The 18,835-nt window shown below is 68.6% G+C and carries 21 protein-coding genes; 9 read left to right on the plus strand and 12 right to left on the minus strand.

The features are described from left to right. Positions 1-75: 75 nt before the first annotated feature. From ACFTZB_RS07190 to ACFTZB_RS07205, 4 genes are read right to left on the minus strand one after another with little or no spacing between them, the layout of a single operon-like run. The gene (locus ACFTZB_RS07190; protein WP_378430756.1) at positions 76-423 is read right to left on the minus strand and encodes a cupin domain-containing protein; all 348 of its coding nucleotides are present in this window, start codon (positions 421-423) and stop codon (positions 76-78) included. Positions 424-429: 6 nt separating this feature from the next. After that, positions 430-1,887 (minus strand): pyrrole-2-carboxylate monooxygenase subunit, encoded by a 1,458-nt coding sequence (locus tag ACFTZB_RS07195; RefSeq protein WP_378430757.1) that lies wholly within the window; start codon positions 1,885-1,887, stop codon positions 430-432. A 1-nt stretch (position 1,888) separates the two neighbouring features. Then, positions 1,889-2,566 (minus strand): DUF2848 domain-containing protein, encoded by a 678-nt coding sequence (locus ACFTZB_RS07200; RefSeq protein WP_276140481.1) that lies wholly within the window; start codon positions 2,564-2,566, stop codon positions 1,889-1,891. Next, complete coding sequence (locus ACFTZB_RS07205; protein WP_378430758.1) at positions 2,563-3,309, minus strand: carbon-nitrogen family hydrolase; 747 nt, start codon at positions 3,307-3,309, stop codon at positions 2,563-2,565. Before ACFTZB_RS07205 ends, ACFTZB_RS07200 begins: the two co-directional genes overlap by 4 nt. Between ACFTZB_RS07205 and ACFTZB_RS07210 the strand changes: the two genes are divergently transcribed. After that, positions 3,266-3,592: an amidohydrolase family protein gene (locus ACFTZB_RS07210; RefSeq protein ID WP_378430759.1), complete on the plus strand. Its 327-nt coding sequence runs from the start codon at positions 3,266-3,268 to the stop codon at positions 3,590-3,592. The two genes, ACFTZB_RS07205 and ACFTZB_RS07210, sit on opposite strands and share 44 nt — an antisense overlap. 9 nt (positions 3,593-3,601) lie before the next feature. Here ACFTZB_RS07210 and ACFTZB_RS07215 read toward each other — a convergent pair whose 3' ends face one another. Then, on the minus strand, positions 3,602-4,231 hold the full coding sequence (locus ACFTZB_RS07215; RefSeq protein ID WP_378430760.1) for a TetR/AcrR family transcriptional regulator: 630 nt from the start codon (positions 4,229-4,231) through the stop codon (positions 3,602-3,604). A gap of 161 nt (positions 4,232-4,392) precedes the next feature. On the opposite strand from ACFTZB_RS07215, the gene ACFTZB_RS07220 reads away from it, so the two are divergent. The 5 genes from ACFTZB_RS07220 (at position 4,393) to ACFTZB_RS07240 (ending at position 9,291) form a co-directional block, all read left to right on the plus strand. Next, positions 4,393-5,901, plus strand: a complete 1,509-nt coding sequence (locus ACFTZB_RS07220; RefSeq protein WP_378430761.1) for an APC family permease — start codon at positions 4,393-4,395, stop codon at positions 5,899-5,901. Positions 5,902-5,908: 7 nt separating this feature from the next. After that, a complete protein-coding gene (locus tag ACFTZB_RS07225) occupies positions 5,909-6,460 on the plus strand; it encodes a TetR/AcrR family transcriptional regulator (protein ID WP_378430762.1) in 552 nt (183 codons plus the stop codon). Between the two features lie 129 nt (positions 6,461-6,589). Continuing rightward, entirely contained in the window at positions 6,590-8,176 is a 1,587-nt protein-coding gene (locus ACFTZB_RS07230) for a GMC oxidoreductase (RefSeq protein ID WP_378430763.1), read from the plus strand. 180 nt (positions 8,177-8,356) lie between these two features. Then, a complete protein-coding gene (locus ACFTZB_RS07235) occupies positions 8,357-8,662 on the plus strand; it encodes a hypothetical protein (protein ID WP_378430764.1) in 306 nt (101 codons plus the stop codon). 5 nt (positions 8,663-8,667) lie between these two features. Beyond that, positions 8,668-9,291: a nucleoside/nucleotide kinase family protein gene (locus ACFTZB_RS07240; RefSeq protein ID WP_378430765.1), complete on the plus strand. Its 624-nt coding sequence runs from the start codon at positions 8,668-8,670 to the stop codon at positions 9,289-9,291. 4 nt (positions 9,292-9,295) lie between these two features. Here ACFTZB_RS07240 and ACFTZB_RS07245 read toward each other — a convergent pair whose 3' ends face one another. Both ACFTZB_RS07245 and ACFTZB_RS07250 read right to left on the minus strand, forming a co-directional pair. Beyond that, positions 9,296-10,297, minus strand: coding sequence for a Gfo/Idh/MocA family oxidoreductase (locus ACFTZB_RS07245; RefSeq protein WP_378430766.1), 1,002 nt, complete (start codon positions 10,295-10,297; stop codon positions 9,296-9,298). Between the two features lies 1 nt (position 10,298). Then, complete coding sequence (locus ACFTZB_RS07250) at positions 10,299-11,483, minus strand: Gfo/Idh/MocA family protein (RefSeq protein WP_378430767.1); 1,185 nt, start codon at positions 11,481-11,483, stop codon at positions 10,299-10,301. A gap of 86 nt (positions 11,484-11,569) precedes the next feature. Between ACFTZB_RS07250 and ACFTZB_RS07255 the strand changes: the two genes are divergently transcribed. Then, positions 11,570-12,646: a LacI family DNA-binding transcriptional regulator gene (locus ACFTZB_RS07255; RefSeq protein WP_378430768.1), complete on the plus strand. Its 1,077-nt coding sequence runs from the start codon at positions 11,570-11,572 to the stop codon at positions 12,644-12,646. Positions 12,647-12,689: 43 nt separating this feature from the next. Here the strand turns inward: ACFTZB_RS07255 and ACFTZB_RS07260 are convergent, their stop codons facing one another. Together ACFTZB_RS07260 and ACFTZB_RS07265 are read right to left on the minus strand one after the other, a co-directional pair. Further along, the gene (locus ACFTZB_RS07260; protein WP_124391936.1) at positions 12,690-13,049 is read right to left on the minus strand and encodes a universal stress protein; all 360 of its coding nucleotides are present in this window, start codon (positions 13,047-13,049) and stop codon (positions 12,690-12,692) included. Positions 13,050-13,085: 36 nt separating this feature from the next. Beyond that, positions 13,086-14,504, minus strand: coding sequence for a sugar porter family MFS transporter (locus ACFTZB_RS07265; protein WP_378430770.1), 1,419 nt, complete (start codon positions 14,502-14,504; stop codon positions 13,086-13,088). Between the two features lie 177 nt (positions 14,505-14,681). Between ACFTZB_RS07265 and ACFTZB_RS07270 the strand changes: the two genes are divergently transcribed. Both ACFTZB_RS07270 and ACFTZB_RS07275 read left to right on the plus strand, forming a co-directional pair. After that, the gene (locus ACFTZB_RS07270; RefSeq protein WP_378430772.1) at positions 14,682-15,320 is read left to right on the plus strand and encodes a TetR family transcriptional regulator; all 639 of its coding nucleotides are present in this window, start codon (positions 14,682-14,684) and stop codon (positions 15,318-15,320) included. After that, positions 15,317-15,979 carry an enoyl-CoA hydratase-related protein gene (locus ACFTZB_RS07275; RefSeq protein WP_378430773.1) on the plus strand — a complete coding sequence of 221 codons (663 nt, stop codon included), beginning with the start codon at positions 15,317-15,319 and terminating at the stop codon, positions 15,977-15,979. The genes ACFTZB_RS07270 and ACFTZB_RS07275 overlap by 4 nt, the downstream gene beginning before the upstream one ends. Positions 15,980-16,015: 36 nt before the next feature. Here ACFTZB_RS07275 and ACFTZB_RS07280 read toward each other — a convergent pair whose 3' ends face one another. Genes ACFTZB_RS07280 through ACFTZB_RS07290 form a run of 3 tightly spaced genes read right to left on the minus strand, consistent with a single transcriptional unit; the run spans position 16,016 to position 18,674 of the window. After that, the gene (locus ACFTZB_RS07280) at positions 16,016-17,215 is read right to left on the minus strand and encodes an acetyl-CoA C-acetyltransferase (RefSeq protein ID WP_378430774.1); all 1,200 of its coding nucleotides are present in this window, start codon (positions 17,213-17,215) and stop codon (positions 16,016-16,018) included. A 32-nt stretch (positions 17,216-17,247) separates the two neighbouring features. After that, positions 17,248-17,910 (minus strand): 3-oxoacid CoA-transferase subunit B, encoded by a 663-nt coding sequence (locus tag ACFTZB_RS07285; protein ID WP_378430775.1) that lies wholly within the window; start codon positions 17,908-17,910, stop codon positions 17,248-17,250. Next, entirely contained in the window at positions 17,907-18,674 is a 768-nt protein-coding gene (locus ACFTZB_RS07290; protein ID WP_378430776.1) for a CoA transferase subunit A, read from the minus strand. Before ACFTZB_RS07290 ends, ACFTZB_RS07285 begins: the two co-directional genes overlap by 4 nt. Positions 18,675-18,835 lie beyond the last annotated feature (161 nt).

The following is an 18,835-nucleotide window of genomic DNA, read 5'->3' on the forward strand; positions in this document are numbered from 1 at the left end:
GTGGTGAACCGGCCCATGCTGCGCCGCATGTCCGTGGGGGTGGGGGCGTGGAATGCCGGAAGGGTCATCGCGGGCCTACTTACTGTGGTACCGGACTTCGAAGGTGACGACGCCTTCGTCCGTGCTCCAGGGGCCGTGGGGCATGCCGGGCGGCCGGCACGCGTACATTCCGGCGGTGAACGTCTCGCCGAGCGTGAGGTCGGTGAACGACCCCTCGAGGATGTAGACCTCCTCCCAGAAGTCGTGCTTCTGCACGCCCATGGGGGTGGAGTCGGCGCCGGCTTCGTAGCGCAGGATCCGGGTGGCGACGTTGCCCTCGGGGTCCTTGGAGAGGATGCGCTCGGTGATCTTCGGGTCGTCACCGGGGCACACGGTCCACTCGACGCCGGTGACCGGGAAGAATTCGAATTCGGGCTTGGCCATGAGGGTTTACTCGCTTTCCGCTTTGTAGCCGTCGGTGAACTGCTGCACTGCCGCGACGGCGCTGTCGTAGTCGTAGTTGCGGTACGTGTACGCGCCCTTCACCACGAAGGGAGCGCCGGCGTAGAACATTTCGTACTGCTGGTGTCGTCCGGCGAACTCGGAGCCGATGATGTCCCAGGCCAGTTTGAAGAGTTTGATGCGCTCCTCGGACGGCACTCCCGGCGACTGGACGTAGTGTTCGATGTCGCGGGACGTCAGCGGGCTGGTGAGGTCCTTGACGCTGGACGGGAGTTGCAGCACGCCGCCGCCGACGAGGTCGCGCAGGATCGCGATCACCCGCGGGTAGATCTCCGACTGCAGGCCCATCGACCCGTACAGGGCCTGCCTGCCCGGCAACCACATCCCCGCCGAATCGGGCTCGGCGGTGTATTCGGCGGCCAGCACCGCGGACCGGACCCCGCTGACGAGCGCGGCGAGTTCGCCGAGCTTTTCCTGCACGCTGGGGATCTTGTCGACGCCGTTGACCTGGGTGACGCGACGCGCGACGCCGGCGATGAATTCCAGCTTCGTCGCGAACCGGATCTGCGCCTGCCAGTTGCCGAGAACGTGTGCGCCCGTCTCGAAGAACTGACGGCGGACACCGGTGGTGTCGCGGTCGACGAACACCCGATCCCACGGGACGAGGACGTCGTCGAAGACGAGGAGCGAGTCGGGCTCGTCGTAGCGGCAGGTCAGGGGGTAGTCGAACGAACTCGTCGCGGCCGGGATGTACGGGCGGCGGACGTACTGCTTGAGGCCGGGGGCGTTGGCCGGGACGACGAATCCGACGGCGAAGTCCTTGTCGTCCGGGCCGAGCGGTTTGATGCACGAGACGAAGATTTCGTCGGCGATCGCGCCGCCGGTGGCAAGCATCTGCGATCCGCGGATGACCAGACCTTCCGGGGTCTCCTCGACGACGCCGGCCTGCAGGTATTCGCCCTCCCAGCCGGACGCCGTCGTCGCCCGGGAGACCTGCGGCGGGATGATCGCGTACGAGACGTAGAGGTTCTCGTCGAGCAGGCGCCGGTACAACGCGGAGACGTTCGCCCCGAAATCGTGGTCGCGGTCGGCGGCGAACACCTCGGGATGCGCCGCGAACGCGGCGAGGAACGTCCCCACGTGGTCGGGGCTGCGGCCGATCCAGCCGTGCGTGTGCCGCGCCCACCGCTCGATGGCCTCCCGCCGCTGCGCGAGTTCCTCCCGCGACCGCGGAATCGAGAACACCCGATTGGCCGGGTTCCCGGTCTCGGGCGCGACGTACTGCATGCCGTTGGCCTCGTCCGCGGCGAGGTCGAACATCTCGGCCATCGTCCGGGTCACGGGTGCGAACGCCGGATGGGTGGTGACGTCGTCGATCTTCTCCCCGTCGACGAGCACGACTCGCCCGTCGTTCAGGGAGGCCAGGTAGTCGGCTCCGGTGCGCATGTCAGTGTCCTTCGGTGGTGTAGGTGTGGGTGAGGGTCCGGCCGTCGGGCAGGGTGAGTTCGAGGTCCCACCGGTGTCCGGGGGTGAACTTTCCGTCGAGCAGCGGCAGGGTGCCCGCGAAGCAGAGCAGGTCCTCGCCGGTGTCGCCGATCCGGTCGGCGAAGATCTGCAGAAGGTTGTGCGGGGTGCGGAGATTGGCGAGCGTGCCGTCCTGGTACAGCACCCCGTCGACCCACGACCGGGCCCGGCAGGCGTCCCAGTCGAACGACGCCCAGTCCTCGATCTCCACGACGGCCGGGCCCACCGGCTTGGGGCATGCCCGCTTGGAGTCGCCGATGTCGACGGTCTCGAGTTGGCGGTCGGTGTGATCGGACCCGACGCCGAGGTAGTACCGGCCCCGGTGCCGCAGGATCACCGGCTCCACCTCGCCCGACGTGTGCGCGCCGGTGACCGGGGCCTGCGCCGCGGTGGTGATCGTCGCGATCTCGACGGGGTAGAACATCGGGACCTGCGCCGGCGGCGCGACACCGATGGCCGCGAGTTCGTCGATGTGATGTTGCACCGCCGCTTCGTCCCGGCCGGTGTACCCGGCGACCAGGGTCCGGACGTCGTCGAATCGCAGGGTCTCGGAAGAGTCGAGGGTGTCGAAGGTGAGCACCTGCGTGGTGGCGCCGGTCATGACAGGACCTTTCTGCGGTTGAGGAAGCTGTAGTCGTCGAGCCGGTCGCTCAGGACCGGGAACTCGGCGCGGGTGCGGTCGACCGCGGTGGGGTCGATCTCGGCGATGGTGATGCCCTCGGCCGAATCGGCCTCTGCGATCACCGTTCCCCACGGGTCGACGATCCGGCTGTGGCCGCCGAGTTCGACGGAATTGTGGGTGCCGGTGGCGTTGCAGGCGATCACGAAGACCTGGTTGTCGACGGCGCGGGCCGACGTCAGCAGTTGCCAGTGCTCCCTGCGGGCCTTCGGCCAGGCCGCGGGAACGATGACGAGTTTCGCTCCGGCGGCGACCAATTCGGTCCACAGTCCAGGAAAGCGCAGGTCGTAGCAGGTGGTGGCCGCGATCGGGCCGAACGGGGTGTCGGTGGTGTGGATCTGCGTTCCCGGTTGCAGGAGTTGCGCCTCGAGGGAGGCGTATCCGAACACGTGAACTTTGCTGTAGTGGTGGTGGATCTGGCCGTCCGGGCCGATCAGGACAGCCGTGTTGCGCAGTCTGCCCTCTTCGCCCTGTTCGACGATGCTGCCGGCGTGGATGTAGCAGCGCCGCTCGACGGCGACGGAGGCCAGAACCTGGACGGTGCCGCCGCCGAGAGTTTCGGCGGCCACGGCGTAGTCGTCGAAGTGGTTGTATCCCACGCGCCACAGTTCGGGCAGAACGATGAGGTCGACGCTGTCGTCGAGTCCGGTCAGGAGGTGGCGCACGATCAAGGGCATCGCCACGGCGATCCACCGGCAGACGCCGTCCGGCATCCCGTCGGAGGGATGGCTGCCGCGGGAACGCGTCGGCCTCGAACGGGCCCTCGCCGCGTATTCGGCCGGCGTCGCCTACCAGGGCTTCGAGGAGGACCTGTGGGGCCGGCTGCTGCCGGGAATGCGGGCCGACATGATCCAGCTGCCGGTCGATCCCTACGAGCTGTCGTCCACGCAGGCGCTCGGCCAGCTCGCCGTGACCCGAACCTGGCTGGGCGGCAAGCGGGTTCACTGACGTCCGGTGCTATTGCCGCACCGCGCCGCGGTCCTGCAGCAGGGCGCGAAAGCCCGCGAGCAGTGCCGCCAGGCCGAGTTCGAACGCCTGCTCGGCCCGCTCCGGGCCGCGGGGTGCGGCGGCGAGCGCCCGGGTCAGCGCATCGTCCGACGTCGTCGCGTCCGCTTCGATCATGACCTCCGGCGCGGCGGCGTCCAGGGCGGCCCCGAGGAGAAAATTCTCCGCGGCGGTGATGACGGCCATGATGTGGTCGTCGGGGAAGCCGGCGTCGCGCAGACCGGCGGCCGCCGCGTGATACACGGAGAGCGAACCGGGGTCGCGCACCGTTTCGGTGGCGAGGAGGCGGATGGCCGTGGGGTGCCTGCTGAACGCGGCCCGGTACGACCGGGCCCACTCGGACAGGGCCTCGTCCCACGGCAGGCGCTCGAACGACGATCCGTCGATTTCCCGGACGACGCGGTGGCGCACCAGTTCGACGACGGCCGCGCGGCCCTTGGCGTGGTGGTAGATCGACGACACCTGCACGTTCAGGTGGCGGGCCAGATCCGGCATGCGGAAGTCGCCGTCGCGATCGACCAGTTCGAGCGCCGCTTCCGCGATTCGTTCGCGGTCCAGGCGTGCGACGCGGGGTCTGCCCATCGCTGCACCCACCTTTCCAATCGAAATTCATTCGATTATGCCCTTGTGGCGCCGGTCACTACGTTCTAATCTAATCGAAACACATTCGATTGTTTCTCGTCGCGTATCCGCGCCCTGGTTTCCCCGCCGTCGCGCCCCTGCCCGGACTGGAGAAGTTCCTCATGAAGAAAACCGCACGCGGACCCGCCTCCGGCGCGCAACTCGAAGGCGGCGCCCTCGGCACCGCCGGCATCGTGTTCTTCGTCGTCGCGGCCGCCGCGCCGTTGCTGGTGATGGCGGGTGTGGCGCCCCTGGCGCTGAACGTCGGGGGCCTCGGGGCGCCCGGCGGGTACATCCTGGCCGGGCTCGCACTGGGCGTGTTCGCGATCGGCTTCACCGCGATGAGCAAGTACATCCACAACGCGGGAGCGTTCTACTCGTACATCTCGATCGGGCTCGGTCCCCGGTGGGGTCTCGCGGCCGCGGTCCTCGCCCTCGTGTCCTACAACGCGCTCGAGATCGGGATCTTCGGCGCCCTGGGGTATTTCACCCAGTCCACCATGGCGGATCTCGTCGGCCTGGACCTGCCGTGGGGGCTGTGGTCGCTGATCGGCGTCGGGCTCATCTGGTTCCTCGGTTCGCGATCGGTCCATGTCGGAGCGCGGTTCCTGATCCTGCTGCTCACCGCCGAGACGGGGATTCTGGTTCTGCTCGCCGCCGCAGTCCTCCTTCGCGGCGGCGCCGAGGGCCTCGGTGTCGAGTCGTTCGCTCCCACACACGTCTTCAGCCCCGGCCTGGGCGGGGTGCTGACGCTCGCGTTCGCCGCGTTCATCGGGTTCGAAGCGACCGCCCTGTACCGGGAGGAGGCGAAGGATCCGTCCCGCACGATCCCCCGGGCGACGTACCTGGCCGTCGCGTTCCTCGGACTCTTCTACGCCTTCATGGTGTGGATAATCATCCAGGCGTACGGGCCCGATCAGGCGCTCGCGCTCGCCGCCTCCGACCCCGCCGCAATGTACTTCGACGCCATCGAGAACTACGTCGGCGGCTGGGCGAGCACGCTCATGGAACTGTTGATCATCACGAGCATCCTCGCGAGCCTGCTGGCGTTCCACAACGCGATCACCCGCTACGCCTTCGCGTTGTCGCGCGAGCACGTACTTCCCCGGGCCCTCGGCAAGCTGCACCCGGTCTACAAGTCGCCGTACGTGGCGAGCGCCGTGCAGAGTCTGCTCGCGGCGATCGTGATCGCCGGGTTCGCGCTCGCAGGCGCCGATCCCTACCTCCAGCTCCTGCTCTGGGTGAATTCGCCGGGCGTCGTGGGCATCGTCGTGCTCCAGGCCATGGCCGCCGCAGCCGTTCTCGCGTTTTTCTGGCGGGACCGCCGCGGGCATTCGGTCTGGAGGGTGCGGGTGGCCCCCGCCGCCGCCCTCGCCCTGTTGACGTACGCGACATGGCTGATCGTGGCCAAGATGGACCTGCTCACCGTCGCCGGACCCGCCGTGAATACGATCCTCGTCGCCGTCACGCCGGTCAGCCTGGTGATCGGGTTGGCACTCGGCACGCGGCTCGCGCGACGCAACCCCGACCTCTACGCCCGGCTGGGCACCACCGACGTGGACGCCGAACCCACGGTCTCGGCGGAGGCGCCGAGCAGTCGCGACCGGGCAGGTCGGGATCGTGCTCGATAATGGGCGCATGCGGTCGCGGAGGAAGATCTTGGACGCCACGCTCGAATTGATCGCGAGCGACGGCTTCGAAGGGGTCACCATCGCGGCGGCCGCCAGCGGTGCGGGCGTCACGCGGCAGACCGTGTACTCCAACTTCGGGTCGCGCGAGGAACTGGTCTCGCAGGCGATCTCCGGTCTCGCCGTCGAGGTGCTGGGCGGGATCCATTCCCGGCTGGACGCCACCGACACCACCTGCGAGTACGTCGTCGAACTCATCGTCGCGGGCCGGGAAGCGGTGCGCACGCATCCGGTGCTGGCCGCCCTGCTCCAGGCGGAGCGGGGCAACCCGGTGTTCGACACCGGCATGATGTCGCGCGCGAAACCCGTGGCGCGCGAACTGCTCGCGCCGCTCGCCGAGCGCGACCCCGGCGTGGAGTCGAGCCTGGACGACATCGTCGAGATCGCACTGAGGCTGGCGCTGTCGGTGGTTCTGTTCGACGACGACGCCGTGCACGCCGACGACGACCTGCGCAGCTTCCTCACCCGCTGGCTGCTGCCGGCGATGCCGTCCAGCTCGTAACGGCAGTCGCAGATAATTCTTGACACATCCTGCTCGGAGTGTCTAGTTTGAGCACGGCCAAGTGAAGTGCTCCACGCTGATCGATCGACATCTCGCCGAGTGAGTCCGTCTGTGATCTGGGGGAAATCTGTGCCTGCACTCAATCGCCGTTCCTTTCTCGCCGGGGCCGCCGCCGCGGGTCTCGCGCTGGCGAATCCGTCTGTCGCGCAGGCCGGGACCGGCCGCCGCAGCACCGTTCCGCTCACGCGCGAAGACCACCGGGTCATCGTCGTCGGGTCGGGATTCGGTGGCGGCGTCGCGGCGCTTCGACTCGCGGAGGCGGGCGCGCCGGTTCTGGTGCTCGAGCGCGGAATGCGCTGGCCGACAGGACCGGACGCGGAGACCTTTCCCCGCGCCACCGCCCCGGACAAGCGGATCCTCTGGTACCGGTCCAGTCCGCAGCTGTTCGGCAGGCCGGTGGCGCTCGAGCCGTACACCGGCCTTCTCGAGGCGGTGCCCGGCGACAACATGACCGCACTGTGCGCCGCGGGCGTCGGCGGCGGTTCCCTTGTCTACCAAGGGATGACGCTGCAACCGGCCGAGGCCGTCTTCAACACGCATCTGCCCGACGCGCTCGACTGGGCCACGATGGACCGGGTGCACTATCCGCGGGTCGCGCGCATGTTGCAGCTGTCCGTCGCCCCCGACGAGTTGATCGACAGCCCGAATTACCAGGCAGCACGGGTGTTTGCGCAGAACGTACAGCGCGCTGGGCTCCCGTTGTCGAAGATCCCGATGCCGATCGACTGGAACTTCGCGCTCGACGAACTCCGCGGCCGGATGAAGCCCTCGTACACCAACGGCGACGGCGCACTCGGGGTCAACAACGGCGGCAAACACTCGGTCGACGTCACGTACATCGCCGCCGCGGAGGCGACCGGCCGCGTGACGGTGGAAACCCTGCACCAGGTCACCGACGTCGAGCGGGCCGCGGACGGGCGCTGGACGGTGTACGTCGACCGGATCGACACATCCGGCACCGTGCTCGAGAACAAGATCCTCACCACGAATGCCCTGGTGATGGCCGCCGGCAGCCTGAACACCACCAAACTGCTGGTGCGCGCTGCGGCGACGGGCCGGATTCCGGACCTGCCCGACGGGCTCGGGTCCGGCTGGGGCACCAACGCCGACCGGATCTACGTCTGGACGAGCCTCGAACAAGAATTCGGTGCCCCACAGGGCGGTCCGGTGGTCTACGGCAGTCTGAACTGGGACGACCCCGCCGCCGCGGCCACGGTCATCCAGGCGTCGATACCACCGCTGTCGTTCGACGCACGCAGCACCATGCTGGTCGGCTACGGCGTCAGCGAGGGGCGGGGGAGTTTCGTGTACGACCCGGCCGCCGGCGACGCAGTGTTGCGCTGGCCGAGGGAGGGCGACGCCGTCATCCAGAATGGCCGCATCGACCCGATGGTGCGGCAGATCGCCGGTCCCGCAAGTATTCTCACCGACACCAATGCGGTGTTCCCCTCCACCTGGCACCCGCTCGGCGGGGCGTCGATGGGCACGGTCTGCGATCTCGAAGGCCGGGTGCTCGGCCAGCGCGGGCTGTATGTGCTCGACGGCGCCCTGATGCCCGGCAATACCGCGGCGTGCAACCCGTCGATGACCATCGCCGCCGTTGCCGAGCGCGCCCTGGACCACCTGGTCGCCAACGACGTCGGAACGGTCTTCTGACACGAAGATTTCGATCCGTAACGAATCGTCCCCGGAATCGGACATATCAGCGGAATCCGAACCAGGGGAGGGATCGACGTGAGTCGAACAGTGCGAAAGTCGACGATCGGTGTGCTCGCGGTGAGCGCATGGATCGGGTGTTCGGTGCCGGCGAATGCCGAACCGCCACATTTCGAGGGCGTGACCACCCTCCAAATCCCCGGAACGGTGGTCGGCTGGCCGCTGACCCGCGGCGGCGCGTTCTACAACCCCGTCGTCCACCACGGACACGGGCAGATCTATCCGACCCCGGACGGCTACGGGTACGAGTTCCAGTGGATCAACCTGTCGACCGGAGCCTCCGGGGTCATCACCGACCAGCATCCTGATCGTGATGCGGTCATGACCGGCCCCGGCCAGGTGCTCGTCAGCGTGACCGCTCATCTCCCTGGCCTCTACGACGTGTACGGCACACCGAGCGTCGGCACGTTCTACGTGACACCGTAGAAGAGGTGGGTCGACTCGAGAAACTCGTCGCGCGCGCCCGGGCGGTGGCCGAACCGGGCACGCGCCGCGTTCTCGGCATAGCGGGACCGCCGGGCTCGGGCAAGAGCACGGTGGCCGCGGCGGTGCTGACGGCGCTGGGATCGTCCGCGGTGGTCGTGCCCATGGACGGGTTCCACCTGGCGGGTGCGGAACTGGTCCGCCTCGGCCGGGCCGGACGCAAGGGCGCGCCGGACACATTCGACGCTGCCGGGTACGTGGCACTGCTGCACCGGATCCGGGAACCGAACGGCGAGACGGTGTACGCCCCCCAGTTCCACCGCGACGTCGAGGAGTCCTATGCCGGGTCGATCGCCGTCCCGCCGGACGTTCCGCTGGTGATCACCGAGGGCAACTACCTCCTCCTCGACGAGGGACCGTGGACGGCGGTGCGTGCCCTGCTCGACGAAGCGTGGTTCCTCGCCCCGGACGGGGACGAGCGCGTCGCGCGCCTCGTCGAGCGGCACGTCCGGTTCGGCAAGTCACCCGGCGAGGCGCGAGAGTGGGTGCGGCGCAGCGACGAACGCAACGCCGCGTTGGTTGCACCCGGCCGCGCCCGGGCCGACGTCGTCGTCCGCGGCGACCCGGTGTGACTTTTCAGGCCGGGTACTCGATCGGCTCCATCCGACCGCTGGTGAGCGAGCGGGTCGCGGCCTCGGCGATCGCCTGCGCCTTCAACGCCTCCGACAGGGTGGGTCCGATGGCGGCGCCGCTCTCCAGCGCGTCGACGAAGTGGTCGAGCGCGGTGCGGTAACTGGCCCTGATCCTCTCGAACCATCCCGCGTGCATCCCGTCGTCGACGACGCGGCCCGCGCTGTACCGGGAAACGGACCCGGCGCGCTGACGTCGCGCCTCGACCATGCCGGTGGAACCGAGCACCTCGATGCGTTCGTCGTAGCCGTAGCCGATCCGCCGGGTGGAGTCGATCTGGACGAGTGCGCCGCCGGGCAGACGCAGGGTGACCGCCGACGTGTCGACGTCGCCGTACTCGGCGAGGCGGGGTTCGGCCAGTGTGGAACCGGTCGCGAACACCGACTCCGGATCGAGTCCGGAGATCCACCGCGCCAGGTCGAAGAAATGGACGGTCTGGTCGCGCATCTGCCCGCCGGAGACGGCGATGTACTCGAGCGGCGGCATCGACGGACCCCGGCTGGTCATCTGGATCAGCTCCACCGAGCCGATCTCGCCGGCCGCGACCACCCGCTGCAGTTCGGCGTAGTCGCGATCGAAGCGGCGGTTGAAATCGACCATCGCCCGCAGCGACCGGGAGTCGGCGAAGCGCACGATGTCGACGGCGCGCGCGAGGTCGAGGTCGATGGGCTTCTCGCACAGGGCCGGGATTCCCGCCGTCGCCGCGGTGCGGAGATGCTCGGCGTGGGTGTCGGTGGACGACGCGATGAAGACGGCGTCGATCGCCGTGGAATCGAAGACTTCCGCGAGATCGGTGGTCGCGCGGCTGCCGTGCCGCTTGGCGAGGTCCGTCGCGCGCGCGAGGTCGATGTCGAAGACGAGGGCCAGGTCGACGTCGGGGTGCGCGGCGAGGTTGGCGCCGTGAACGCCGCCGATGAACCCGGCTCCGATGAGGGCGAAACGCTGCATGTCAGATACCGACCTTTTCGTGTGCGAAAGCGGGAACGATCCAGGCCGAGTCGGCGTCGTGGGAGGCGGCCGTGGCCTCGACGAAGTGGACGCCGATCAGCCCGTCGCGTCCGGTGGGGAAGGACAGATCGCGGATGGTGGTGGGCTCGCCGTCGCGGCGGGCGCGGAGTTCGTCGGCGAGGTCGCGGTAGAAGTTCGCGAACGCCTCGAGGAATCCCTCGGGGTGTCCCAGACCGGGACGGGTGAGTCGGGCGGCGTCCTCGGACAGCGTGCGCATTCCCTGCGCGAGGATCGTGGTGCTGCCGTCGAGGTCGCGGACCGTCAGGTGGTGCGGATCCTCGTGCCGCCATTCGATGCTCGCGGTGTCGCCGAAGACCCGGATGCTCAGGCCGTGCTCGTTTCCGGTGGCGGCCATGCTCGCCCACAGCGTCGCGGGTGCCCCGTTGGACAGGGTGAGGCGCACGGTGGCGTTGTCGAACACCCGCCGTCCGGGAACGAGAGTGCCCAGTTCGGCCGACACCCGGGTGGCCTCGAGACCGGTGACGAAACGCAACAGCTGGAAGGCGTGGGTGCCGAGATCGCCGACGACGCTGGGGAATCCCGCGACGTCGGGGTCGGTGCGCCACCGGGCCTGCCGGTGCTCGCCGAGTTCCAGGGGTGTCGCCGCCCAGCCGGACGCGTGTTCCACCGCCGCGAACCGGATCCGTCCGAGGTCGCCGTCGCGCACCATCTGGGCCGCGTGCCGGACCATGGCGTAGGCCGAATAGCAGTGCGGGACGGCCAGAATGGCGCCGGACGACTCGGCAATCGCGACGAGTTCCGCTGCCGACTCCGAGTCGCCGGTGAGGGGCTTCTCACACACCACCGAGATGCCGGCCTCCAGGAACGTGCGCGCGATGTCGAAGTGGCTGTCGTTCGGGGTGGTCACGGCCACCACGTCGACGCCGTCCTCGCGGGCGGATTCCCGTTCGGCCATCTCCCGGTAGTCGCGGTAGGTGCGCTCGGCCGGCACGCCGAGGCCGTCCGCGATCCGCGCCGACGACGCGGTATTCCGCCCGAAGACTCCCGCCTGCAGGTCGTATCGGTCGTCCAGGCGCATCGCGTAGCGGTGGGTCTTGCCGATGTCGGCACCCTGCCCGCCGCCGACCATGCCCGCGGACAGCCGCAGGCTTCGTTGCACGCTCAACTCGGCTCCTTCGAGAAAGGGACAAACGTGGACCGGTCCCAGTTGTGATGAGCGTAACACGGCCCCGGCTCCATATGCTGTCCCTCGTGAACGAATCAGATCGCGGCACGGCCGAGGGTGAGACGACGGACGCCGCGCCGGGAGCGTCGTCGTTCCGCCCACCGACGATCCGCGACGTGGCCGCGCGGGCCGGGGTGTCGAAATCGCTGGTGTCCCGGGTGCTCCGCGGCGAGGCGAACGTCAGCCCCGCCCGCCGCGAGATGGTCACCCAAGCCATGAAGGAACTCGACTACCGGACGAACACCATCGCCCGCGGATTGTCCGAATCACGCAGCGGCACAGTCGGGGTGATGTTGAACGACCTGCGCAACCCGTGGTTCGTCGAACTGCTCGAGGGTATGACGACGACGCTCGACGCCGTCGGGATCGCGCCGGTGCTGGCCGACAGCCACCTCGATCAGCGCGTCGGACGGGACACCGTCGAGACCCTGCTGTCGCAGCGGATCGACGGGTTGGTGGTGGTGGGCACCACCGACGCCGGCCCCGCGATCGAACGGGCCGCGGCCCTCGTCCCCGTCGTCCTCGCCGGAACCCACGAACCGAGTCTGCCGAACGTCGACATCGCGGCGGACGACGACATCGCCGGTGCCCGGCTGGCCACCCGGCATCTGCTGGACCTCGGCCATCGGCGGATCGCCTACCTGCAGGGGCCGGGAGTGGTGGGCACGCTGCGCCGCGACGGGTTCACCGAGGCGATGACCGAGGCCGGGTGCGGTGACCTCGCGTCGGTGCAGTTCGCCGGCATGACCGAGGAGAGCGGGTACGTCGCGGCCGGCCGGGTGCTCGATGCCGACCCCCGGCCGACGGCGATCCTGGCTTTCAACGACGTCACGTGCGTCGGCGCGCTGTCGGCGGCCGACGACCGCGGTCTGAGAGTTCCCGACGACCTCTCGCTCGTCGGGTACGACGACACGTATCTCGCACGGATCCGGCACCTGTCGCTGACGTCGGTCAACAACGGTAATTTCGCGGTCGGTGCGCAGGCCGCGAAATTCCTGCTGCAGCGGCTGGAGCGACCGTCGCAGTCGCGGCGCATCCACCTGCACGCGCCGACGCTCAGTGTTCGCCGTTCGACCGCGGCGCCCGGCGGCGGGAAGGGGTGACCTCCCTGCTGCCGGGCGCCGCGGCGGAACGTGAAAACGGGTACTACTGAGGAGTTTTGACCGCGAGAACCGGGATCGGGGATTGCAGGATGAGCCGCTGGCTCACGCTGCCGAGAAGGGCCTTGCCGACCGCGCTGCGGCGCTTGACGCCGATCACGAGGCGTTCGATGTCGGGCCGGTCGTCGATCAGATCCAGCACGGCGGTCGCGGGATCGCGGTCGCCGCGGCCGATCCGGTCGAGGACGGTCACTCCGTCGTCCGCGAGGGTGTGCACCTCTTCGGGTTCGGTGAGGGAGAGGTTCACCACCAGCAGATCGGTGTCCAGCATCGCGGCTTCCTTCTTACCGGCGAGGAGGGCGTGCGATCCTTCGGAGGTATCGGTCACTGCTACGAGCACTGTCATGGGGTCAACCTTTCAGGAGACTCGGTGCGTCGCCGGTCACGAATACTCGCGCCGGAACTGCTCTTCGAGTTCCTCGAGGGAGCGGCCGCGGGTTTCCGGGACCTGGGTGGTGATGAAGACGAGAGCTAGCACGCCGAGGCCCGCGAAGATGAAGAAGGTGGCGGCGATTCCCAGTGCCGCCACGAGGGGCGGGAAGACGAGCGCGACAATCGCATTCGCGATCCACAGCATGAAGATGCAGATGCCGATCGCGAAGCTGCGGATCTTCAGGGGGAAGATCTCCGACAGCATCAGCCACACCAGGGGGCCGATCGTGCCCTGCATCGAGAAGACGAACAGAACCACGAACACGAGGATGAAGTAGGCCTTCGCGGTGCCGTCGGGCAGCAGGAACGCCGACAGGCCGACGAGGAGGTGGAACGTGGTGGTGAGGACGAAACCGCCGATGAGCATCTTGCGACGGTCGATCCGGTTGATCAGGGCGATGCCGGTGAGGACGCCGAGCACGCTGAACAGTCCGTTGAGGGTGTTCGCGACAATGGCTGCGTTGGACGAGAATCCGGCGTCGCCGAGCAGCTGGGTGCCGTAGTACATCACCGAGTTGATGCCGGTGGCCTGCTGGAACACGCCCAGTCCGACGCCGATGAAAATGAGACGGCGGATCCACTTCACCGACAGGTCCGCGGGACCGCCGGTCTGCGCGAGCTTCTCTTCCTCTGCGAGCGCCTGGACTTCCTCCAACTCGGCGTGTGCCCGCTCCGGGGACCGGACCTGGAGGAGTACGGCGAGCGCTTCGTCGTGCCGGTCCTGCGACATCAGCCAGCGCGGGCTCTCCGGCATCCTCAGCATTCCGGCGAACAGGACGATGGCCGGGGTGACGGCGACCAGAAGCATGAAGCGCCAGACGCTGTCGTGCTCACCCCAGACGTTGAAGATGACGGCGTTGATGACGAATGCGGCGAACTGCCCGCAGACGATCATGACCTCGTTGCGGGAGACGACGCTGCCGCGCCGTTCGACGGGGGAGATCTCGGCGAGGTAGACGGGCACCGTCGCGGATGCGCCGCCGACGGCGAGGCCGAGAATGAAGCGGAACAGCGCGAGTATCTCCCACGTGGGGGACAGCACGCAGCCGATCGTGCCGATCATGAAGATGACGGCGAGCACCAGGATGTTGTGCCGGCGTCCGTACCGGTCGGACATCCGGCCGCCGATCAGGGCGCCGATCGCGGCGCCGAAGATCAGGATGCTCACCACCAGGCCCTCGGTGAACGAGGTGAGCTGGAGGTCTTCCTTGAGCGGTTCGAGTGCGCCGTTGATGACTCCGGTGTCGTATCCGAAGAGCAGGCCGCCGAAGGTGGCGACGACGGCGATGACGCCGAGTCTGTGCGAGTGCCGCCCCGGGGCGTCGACTTGCTGGGACGGGTCGGTAGTTCGGGTGAGATCGCTGGCCATGAACATCTCCTCGACGTATTCCATGTGCAGAACACGTAATGTGTTTATGTCCGGACAAAGCTAACCCATTGTGACTCGGGGCACAACGGCTGGCCGATCATCGAACGGCTCTCACCGCGCAATGGGCTACTACCTACCGACGAGTAATAGAACGCATGATCTGTTATCGTTCGCCGTATGCCCAGGCCACGGCTCCACGATCTCGACGCCGCGCTCGATACCGCCGAACGGCTGGCGGTCGAGGGCGGACCGAGCGCGGTGACGCTGCGGGCGGTCGCCGCCGCCACGGAGATGTCCAACGGCGCCATCTATCACGCATTCGGCTCCCGCGGAGGGCTCGTCGGACGCGCATGGTTGCGGGCGGCGCACCGGTTTCTCGACCTGCAACAGGAATCGGTCGAGCACGCGCTGGAGCGGGGTCCGGTGGACGCCGTCGTCGCGGCCGCCGACACCCCGGCCGTCTTCGCCGAGAAGTTCCCGCAGTCGTCGCGTCTTCTGCTCACCGTGCGCCGCGACGAACTGCTCGGATCGGATGTCCCCGAGGACGTCGCGGACGAGTTGGCGCGCCTCGACGCCGTCCTCGTCGAACAGTTCGTCCGGTTGGCGCTGGAATTGTGGGGGCGCCGGGACGGTCGCGCGGTCGAGGTGATCGAAGCGTGCGTCGTCGGACTCCCCACCGGACTGCTGCTCCGTGCCCGTCGGAAACCGGACGACGCGATGCGCCGGCGTCTGGAGGCGGCCGTCCGCGCAGTCCTGGCACTCGACCCCCCGCCCCCGCGGAAACGTCACAACAGCACCACGAAAGGTTCCCGATGACCGCCACCCTGACCTACCGGGACAAGATCGCCGTCCTCGACCTCGGCGACGACGAAAACCGTTTCTCCCCTGAATGGCTCGACACCGTCGACCGTCTCCTCGACGACGCCCACGAACAGGGCGCGCAGGCCCTGGTCACCACGGCCACCGGAAAGTTCTACTCCAACGGCCTCGACCTGGACTGGCTGCTGGCCAACGGCGACCGCGCGGACTGGTACGTCGGGCGCGTGCACGCCCTGTTCAGCCGGATTCTGACGTTGCCGCTGCCGACGGTGGCCGCGGTCAACGGGCACGCGTTCGGCGCGGGCGCCATGCTGGGAATCGCCCACGACTACCGGGTGATGCGGTCGGACCGCGGGTTCTACTGCTTCCCCGAGGTCGATATCCACATCCCGTTCACCCCGGGCATGGCGGCGCTGATCCAGGCCAAGCTGACACCGCAGACCGCGATCACCGCCATGACCACCGGCCACCGGTACGGCGGCACCGAGGCGCACACCAGCGGGCTGGTCGACGGGGCCGCGCCCGAAGGCGCGGTCCTGGATGCCGCAGTCGACCTGATCTCGCCGCTCGCCGGGAAGGACGCCGGCACGCTCGGCGCGATCAAGTCGACCATGTTCGCGCCGGCCGTTGCCGCGCTCGCCTCGGGCCGGTCATAACCGGCTGATACGAAACCTACTGGGCGAGAGTGGGGGTCATTCTCCCGGCACGTGGAGGATCAGGGCGTCGCCCTGTCCGCCGCCGCCGCACAGCGCCGCGGCACCGGTTCCGCCGCCGCGTCGCTTCAGCTCCAGCGCGAGGTGCAGCACGACCCGCGCACCCGACATGCCCAGCGGATGCCCGATGGCGATGGCGCCGCCGTTGACATTGACCTTCGACGGGTCGATTCCCAGTTGCCGGGTCGACTCGATGCCGACGGCGGCGAACGCCTCGTTGATTTCGACGAGATCGAGGGCGGACGCGTCGAGTCCCTCTCGGGCGCAGGCCTTGTCGATGGCGTTGGCGGGCTGCTGCTGGAGCGTCGAATCCGGCCCGGCGACGACGCCGTGGGCGCCGATCTCGGCGACCCATTCCAGCCCCAGTTCCTCGGCCTTGGCCTTGCTCATCACCACGACGGCCGCGGCGCCGTCGGAGATCTGCGACGCGGACCCGGCGGTGACGGTGCCGTCCTTGCTGAACGCGGGCCGCAGCTTCGACAGCGACTCGGCGGTGGTGTCGGCGCGGATGCCCTCGTCCTCGGTGACGACGAGCGGCTCACCCCGGCGCTGCGGGATGGTGACGGGAACGACCTCGTCGTCGAAGAGGCCGTTCTTCCACGCGGCCGCGGCACGCTGATGCGACGCGGCGGCGAAGGCGTCCTGCTCCTCGCGACCGATCTTGTCGGTGTTCGCGTTCCGGGTCTCGGTGAGTGCGCCCATCGCCTGATCGGTGAAGATGTCGTAGAGGCCGTCGTACGCGAGGTGGTCGACGAGGGTGGTGTCGCCGTACTTGAAACCGCCCCGTGAACCCGGGAGCAGGTGCGGCGCCTGGGACATCGACTCCTGCCCGCCGGCGACGACGACGTCGAACTCGCCGGCGCGGATCAGCTGATCGGCGAGCGCGATGGCGTCGAGACCGGACAGGCACACCTTGTTGACGGTCACGGCGGGCACCGACATCGGGATGCCCGCGGCGACCGCGGCCTGCCGGGCCGGGATCTGACCGGCCCCGGCAGTGAGGACCTGCCCCATGATCACGTACTCCACCAGTTCCGGTGCCACCCCGGCCTTGTCGAGGGCGCCCTTGATGGCGATGCCGCCGAGATCGGATCCGGAGAGGGTGGCGAGCGAACCCGTCAGCCGGCCGACGGGGGTCCGGGCCCCCGCGACGATGACGGACCTGGTGCGTGCAGTCATGGGAATGTCCTTGGTGTCGTGTCGAATGTGGTTCAGACGAGCGCGGATTCGCGGATCTCGAGCGGGGTTCCGGTGGCGGCGACGACGTCGTCGACGGTGACGCCGGGGGCGACCTCACGCAGGGCGAGAGTGCCGTCGCCGACCACGTCGATGACGGCGAGGTTGGTGATGATGCGGTTGACGACGCCCTGGCCGGTCAGCGGCAGGGTGCAGGAGTCGATGATCTTCGGGTTGCCGTCGCGGTCGGTGTGTTCCATGAGGACGATGACGCGGCTCGCCCCGTGCACGAGGTCCATCGCGCCGCCCATGCCCTTGACCATCTTGCCGGGGACCATCCAGTTGGCGAGGTCGCCGGTGCGGGAGACCTGCATGCCGCCGAGGACGGCGGTGTCGATGTGGCCGCCGCGGATCATGCCGAACGACAGTGCCGAATCGAAGAACGCGGCTCCGGCGTTGACGGTGACCGTCTCCTTGCCCGCGTTGATGAGGTCGGGGTCGACGTTGTCCTCGGTGGGGTAGGGGCCGGTGCCGAGGATCCCGTTCTCCGAATGCAGGGTGACGGTGACGTCGGTGCCGAGGTATCCGGGGATGAGCGTCGGCAGTCCGATGCCGAGGTTGACGTATTCGCCGTCGACCATCTCCGCGGCCGCGCGGGCGGCCATCTGGTCACGTGTCCATCCGTTGGTGCCGGTCATCGAGTGGCTCCTTCCGTGCTGCTGACTGTCCGCTTCTCGATCCGCTTGTTCTGGGGGCCGGTCTCGACGATGCGCTGAACGAAGACTCCGGGCAGGTGCACCTGGGCGGGATCGATGGTGCCTGCGGGGACGAGTTCCTCGACCTGCGCGATGGTCACTTTCCCGGCCATGGCCGCGAGGGGGTTGAAGTTCAGGGCCGTCTTGTCGAAGACCAGGTTGCCGGCGGTGTCGCCGCGCAGCGCGTGGACCAGGGCGAAGTCGGCGGTGATGCCGAGTTCGAGGACGTAACGCTTGTCGCCGAACTGCCGGGTCTCCTTGGCGGGCGACGCGAGCGCGACGGAACCGTCGGCGGCGTAGCGCCACGGCAGGCCGCCGTCGGCGACCGGGCTGCCGACACCGGCGGGGGTGAAGAACGCGGGGATGCCGGCGCCGCCGGCCCGGAGCCGTTCGGCCAGCGTGCCCTGCGGGGTCAGTTCCACCTCGAGCTCGCCGGAAAGGTACTGGCGGGCGAATTCCTTGTTCTCACCGACGTACGACGCGGTGACACGGCGAATCTGGTGGGCGCTCAGCAGGATCCCGAGCCCGTGGTCGTCCACGCCGCAGTTGTTGGAGAAGACCTCGAGATTCCCGACACCGGAGTCGGCGAGCGCGCGGATGAGCGCGTCGGGGATTCCGCACAGGCCGAATCCGCCGACGGCGATCGTCGCGCCGTCGGACACGTCCGCGACAGCTTCTTCCGGGGTGTCGAACACTCTCGATCCCATGTGCATCCTTTCTTCTGGCCGCCGAACCCGGCGATACCGCCTTCCCGCGACATTTCGTCCATCCAGTGGACGACTCCTGCGGCGGGCTTTGCTCCACTAAAAGGGGTCTTTTCATGCATTTCAAGGAGTCCGGGCATGTTGCTCACGGTCTGGACGTCGGG

The sequence above is a fragment of the Rhodococcus sp. NPDC057014 genome (genome assembly GCF_042673295.1).
Lineage (GTDB): Bacteria > Actinomycetota > Actinomycetes > Mycobacteriales > Mycobacteriaceae > Rhodococcus_F.

What these genes read in the sequence shown, in the direction of transcription:
- ACFTZB_RS07190 (WP_378430756.1), bottom strand. Translation starts at nt 423, where the DNA reads ATGGCCAAGCCCGAATTCGAATTCTTCCCGGTCACCGGCGTCGAGTGG.
- ACFTZB_RS07195 (WP_378430757.1), bottom strand. Translation starts at nt 1,887, where the DNA reads ATGCGCACCGGAGCCGACTACCTGGCCTCCCTGAACGACGGGCGAGTC.
- ACFTZB_RS07200 (WP_276140481.1), bottom strand. Translation starts at nt 2,566, where the DNA reads ATGACCGGCGCCACCACGCAGGTGCTCACCTTCGACACCCTCGACTCT.
- ACFTZB_RS07210 (WP_378430759.1), top strand. Translation starts at nt 3,266, where the DNA reads ATGAGGTCGACGCTGTCGTCGAGTCCGGTCAGGAGGTGGCGCACGATC.
- ACFTZB_RS07215 (WP_378430760.1), bottom strand. Translation starts at nt 4,231, where the DNA reads ATGGGCAGACCCCGCGTCGCACGCCTGGACCGCGAACGAATCGCGGAA.
- ACFTZB_RS07220 (WP_378430761.1), top strand. Translation starts at nt 4,393, where the DNA reads ATGAAGAAAACCGCACGCGGACCCGCCTCCGGCGCGCAACTCGAAGGC.
- ACFTZB_RS07225 (WP_378430762.1), top strand. Translation starts at nt 5,909, where the DNA reads ATGCGGTCGCGGAGGAAGATCTTGGACGCCACGCTCGAATTGATCGCG.
- ACFTZB_RS07245 (WP_378430766.1), bottom strand. Translation starts at nt 10,297, where the DNA reads ATGCAGCGTTTCGCCCTCATCGGAGCCGGGTTCATCGGCGGCGTTCAC.
- ACFTZB_RS07260 (WP_124391936.1), bottom strand. Translation starts at nt 13,049, where the DNA reads ATGACAGTGCTCGTAGCAGTGACCGATACCTCCGAAGGATCGCACGCC.
- ACFTZB_RS07265 (WP_378430770.1), bottom strand. Translation starts at nt 14,504, where the DNA reads ATGGCCAGCGATCTCACCCGAACTACCGACCCGTCCCAGCAAGTCGAC.
- ACFTZB_RS07270 (WP_378430772.1), top strand. Translation starts at nt 14,682, where the DNA reads ATGCCCAGGCCACGGCTCCACGATCTCGACGCCGCGCTCGATACCGCC.
- ACFTZB_RS07275 (WP_378430773.1), top strand. Translation starts at nt 15,317, where the DNA reads ATGACCGCCACCCTGACCTACCGGGACAAGATCGCCGTCCTCGACCTC.
- ACFTZB_RS07280 (WP_378430774.1), bottom strand. Translation starts at nt 17,215, where the DNA reads ATGACTGCACGCACCAGGTCCGTCATCGTCGCGGGGGCCCGGACCCCC.
- ACFTZB_RS07285 (WP_378430775.1), bottom strand. Translation starts at nt 17,910, where the DNA reads ATGACCGGCACCAACGGATGGACACGTGACCAGATGGCCGCCCGCGCG.
- ACFTZB_RS07290 (WP_378430776.1), bottom strand. Translation starts at nt 18,674, where the DNA reads ATGGGATCGAGAGTGTTCGACACCCCGGAAGAAGCTGTCGCGGACGTG.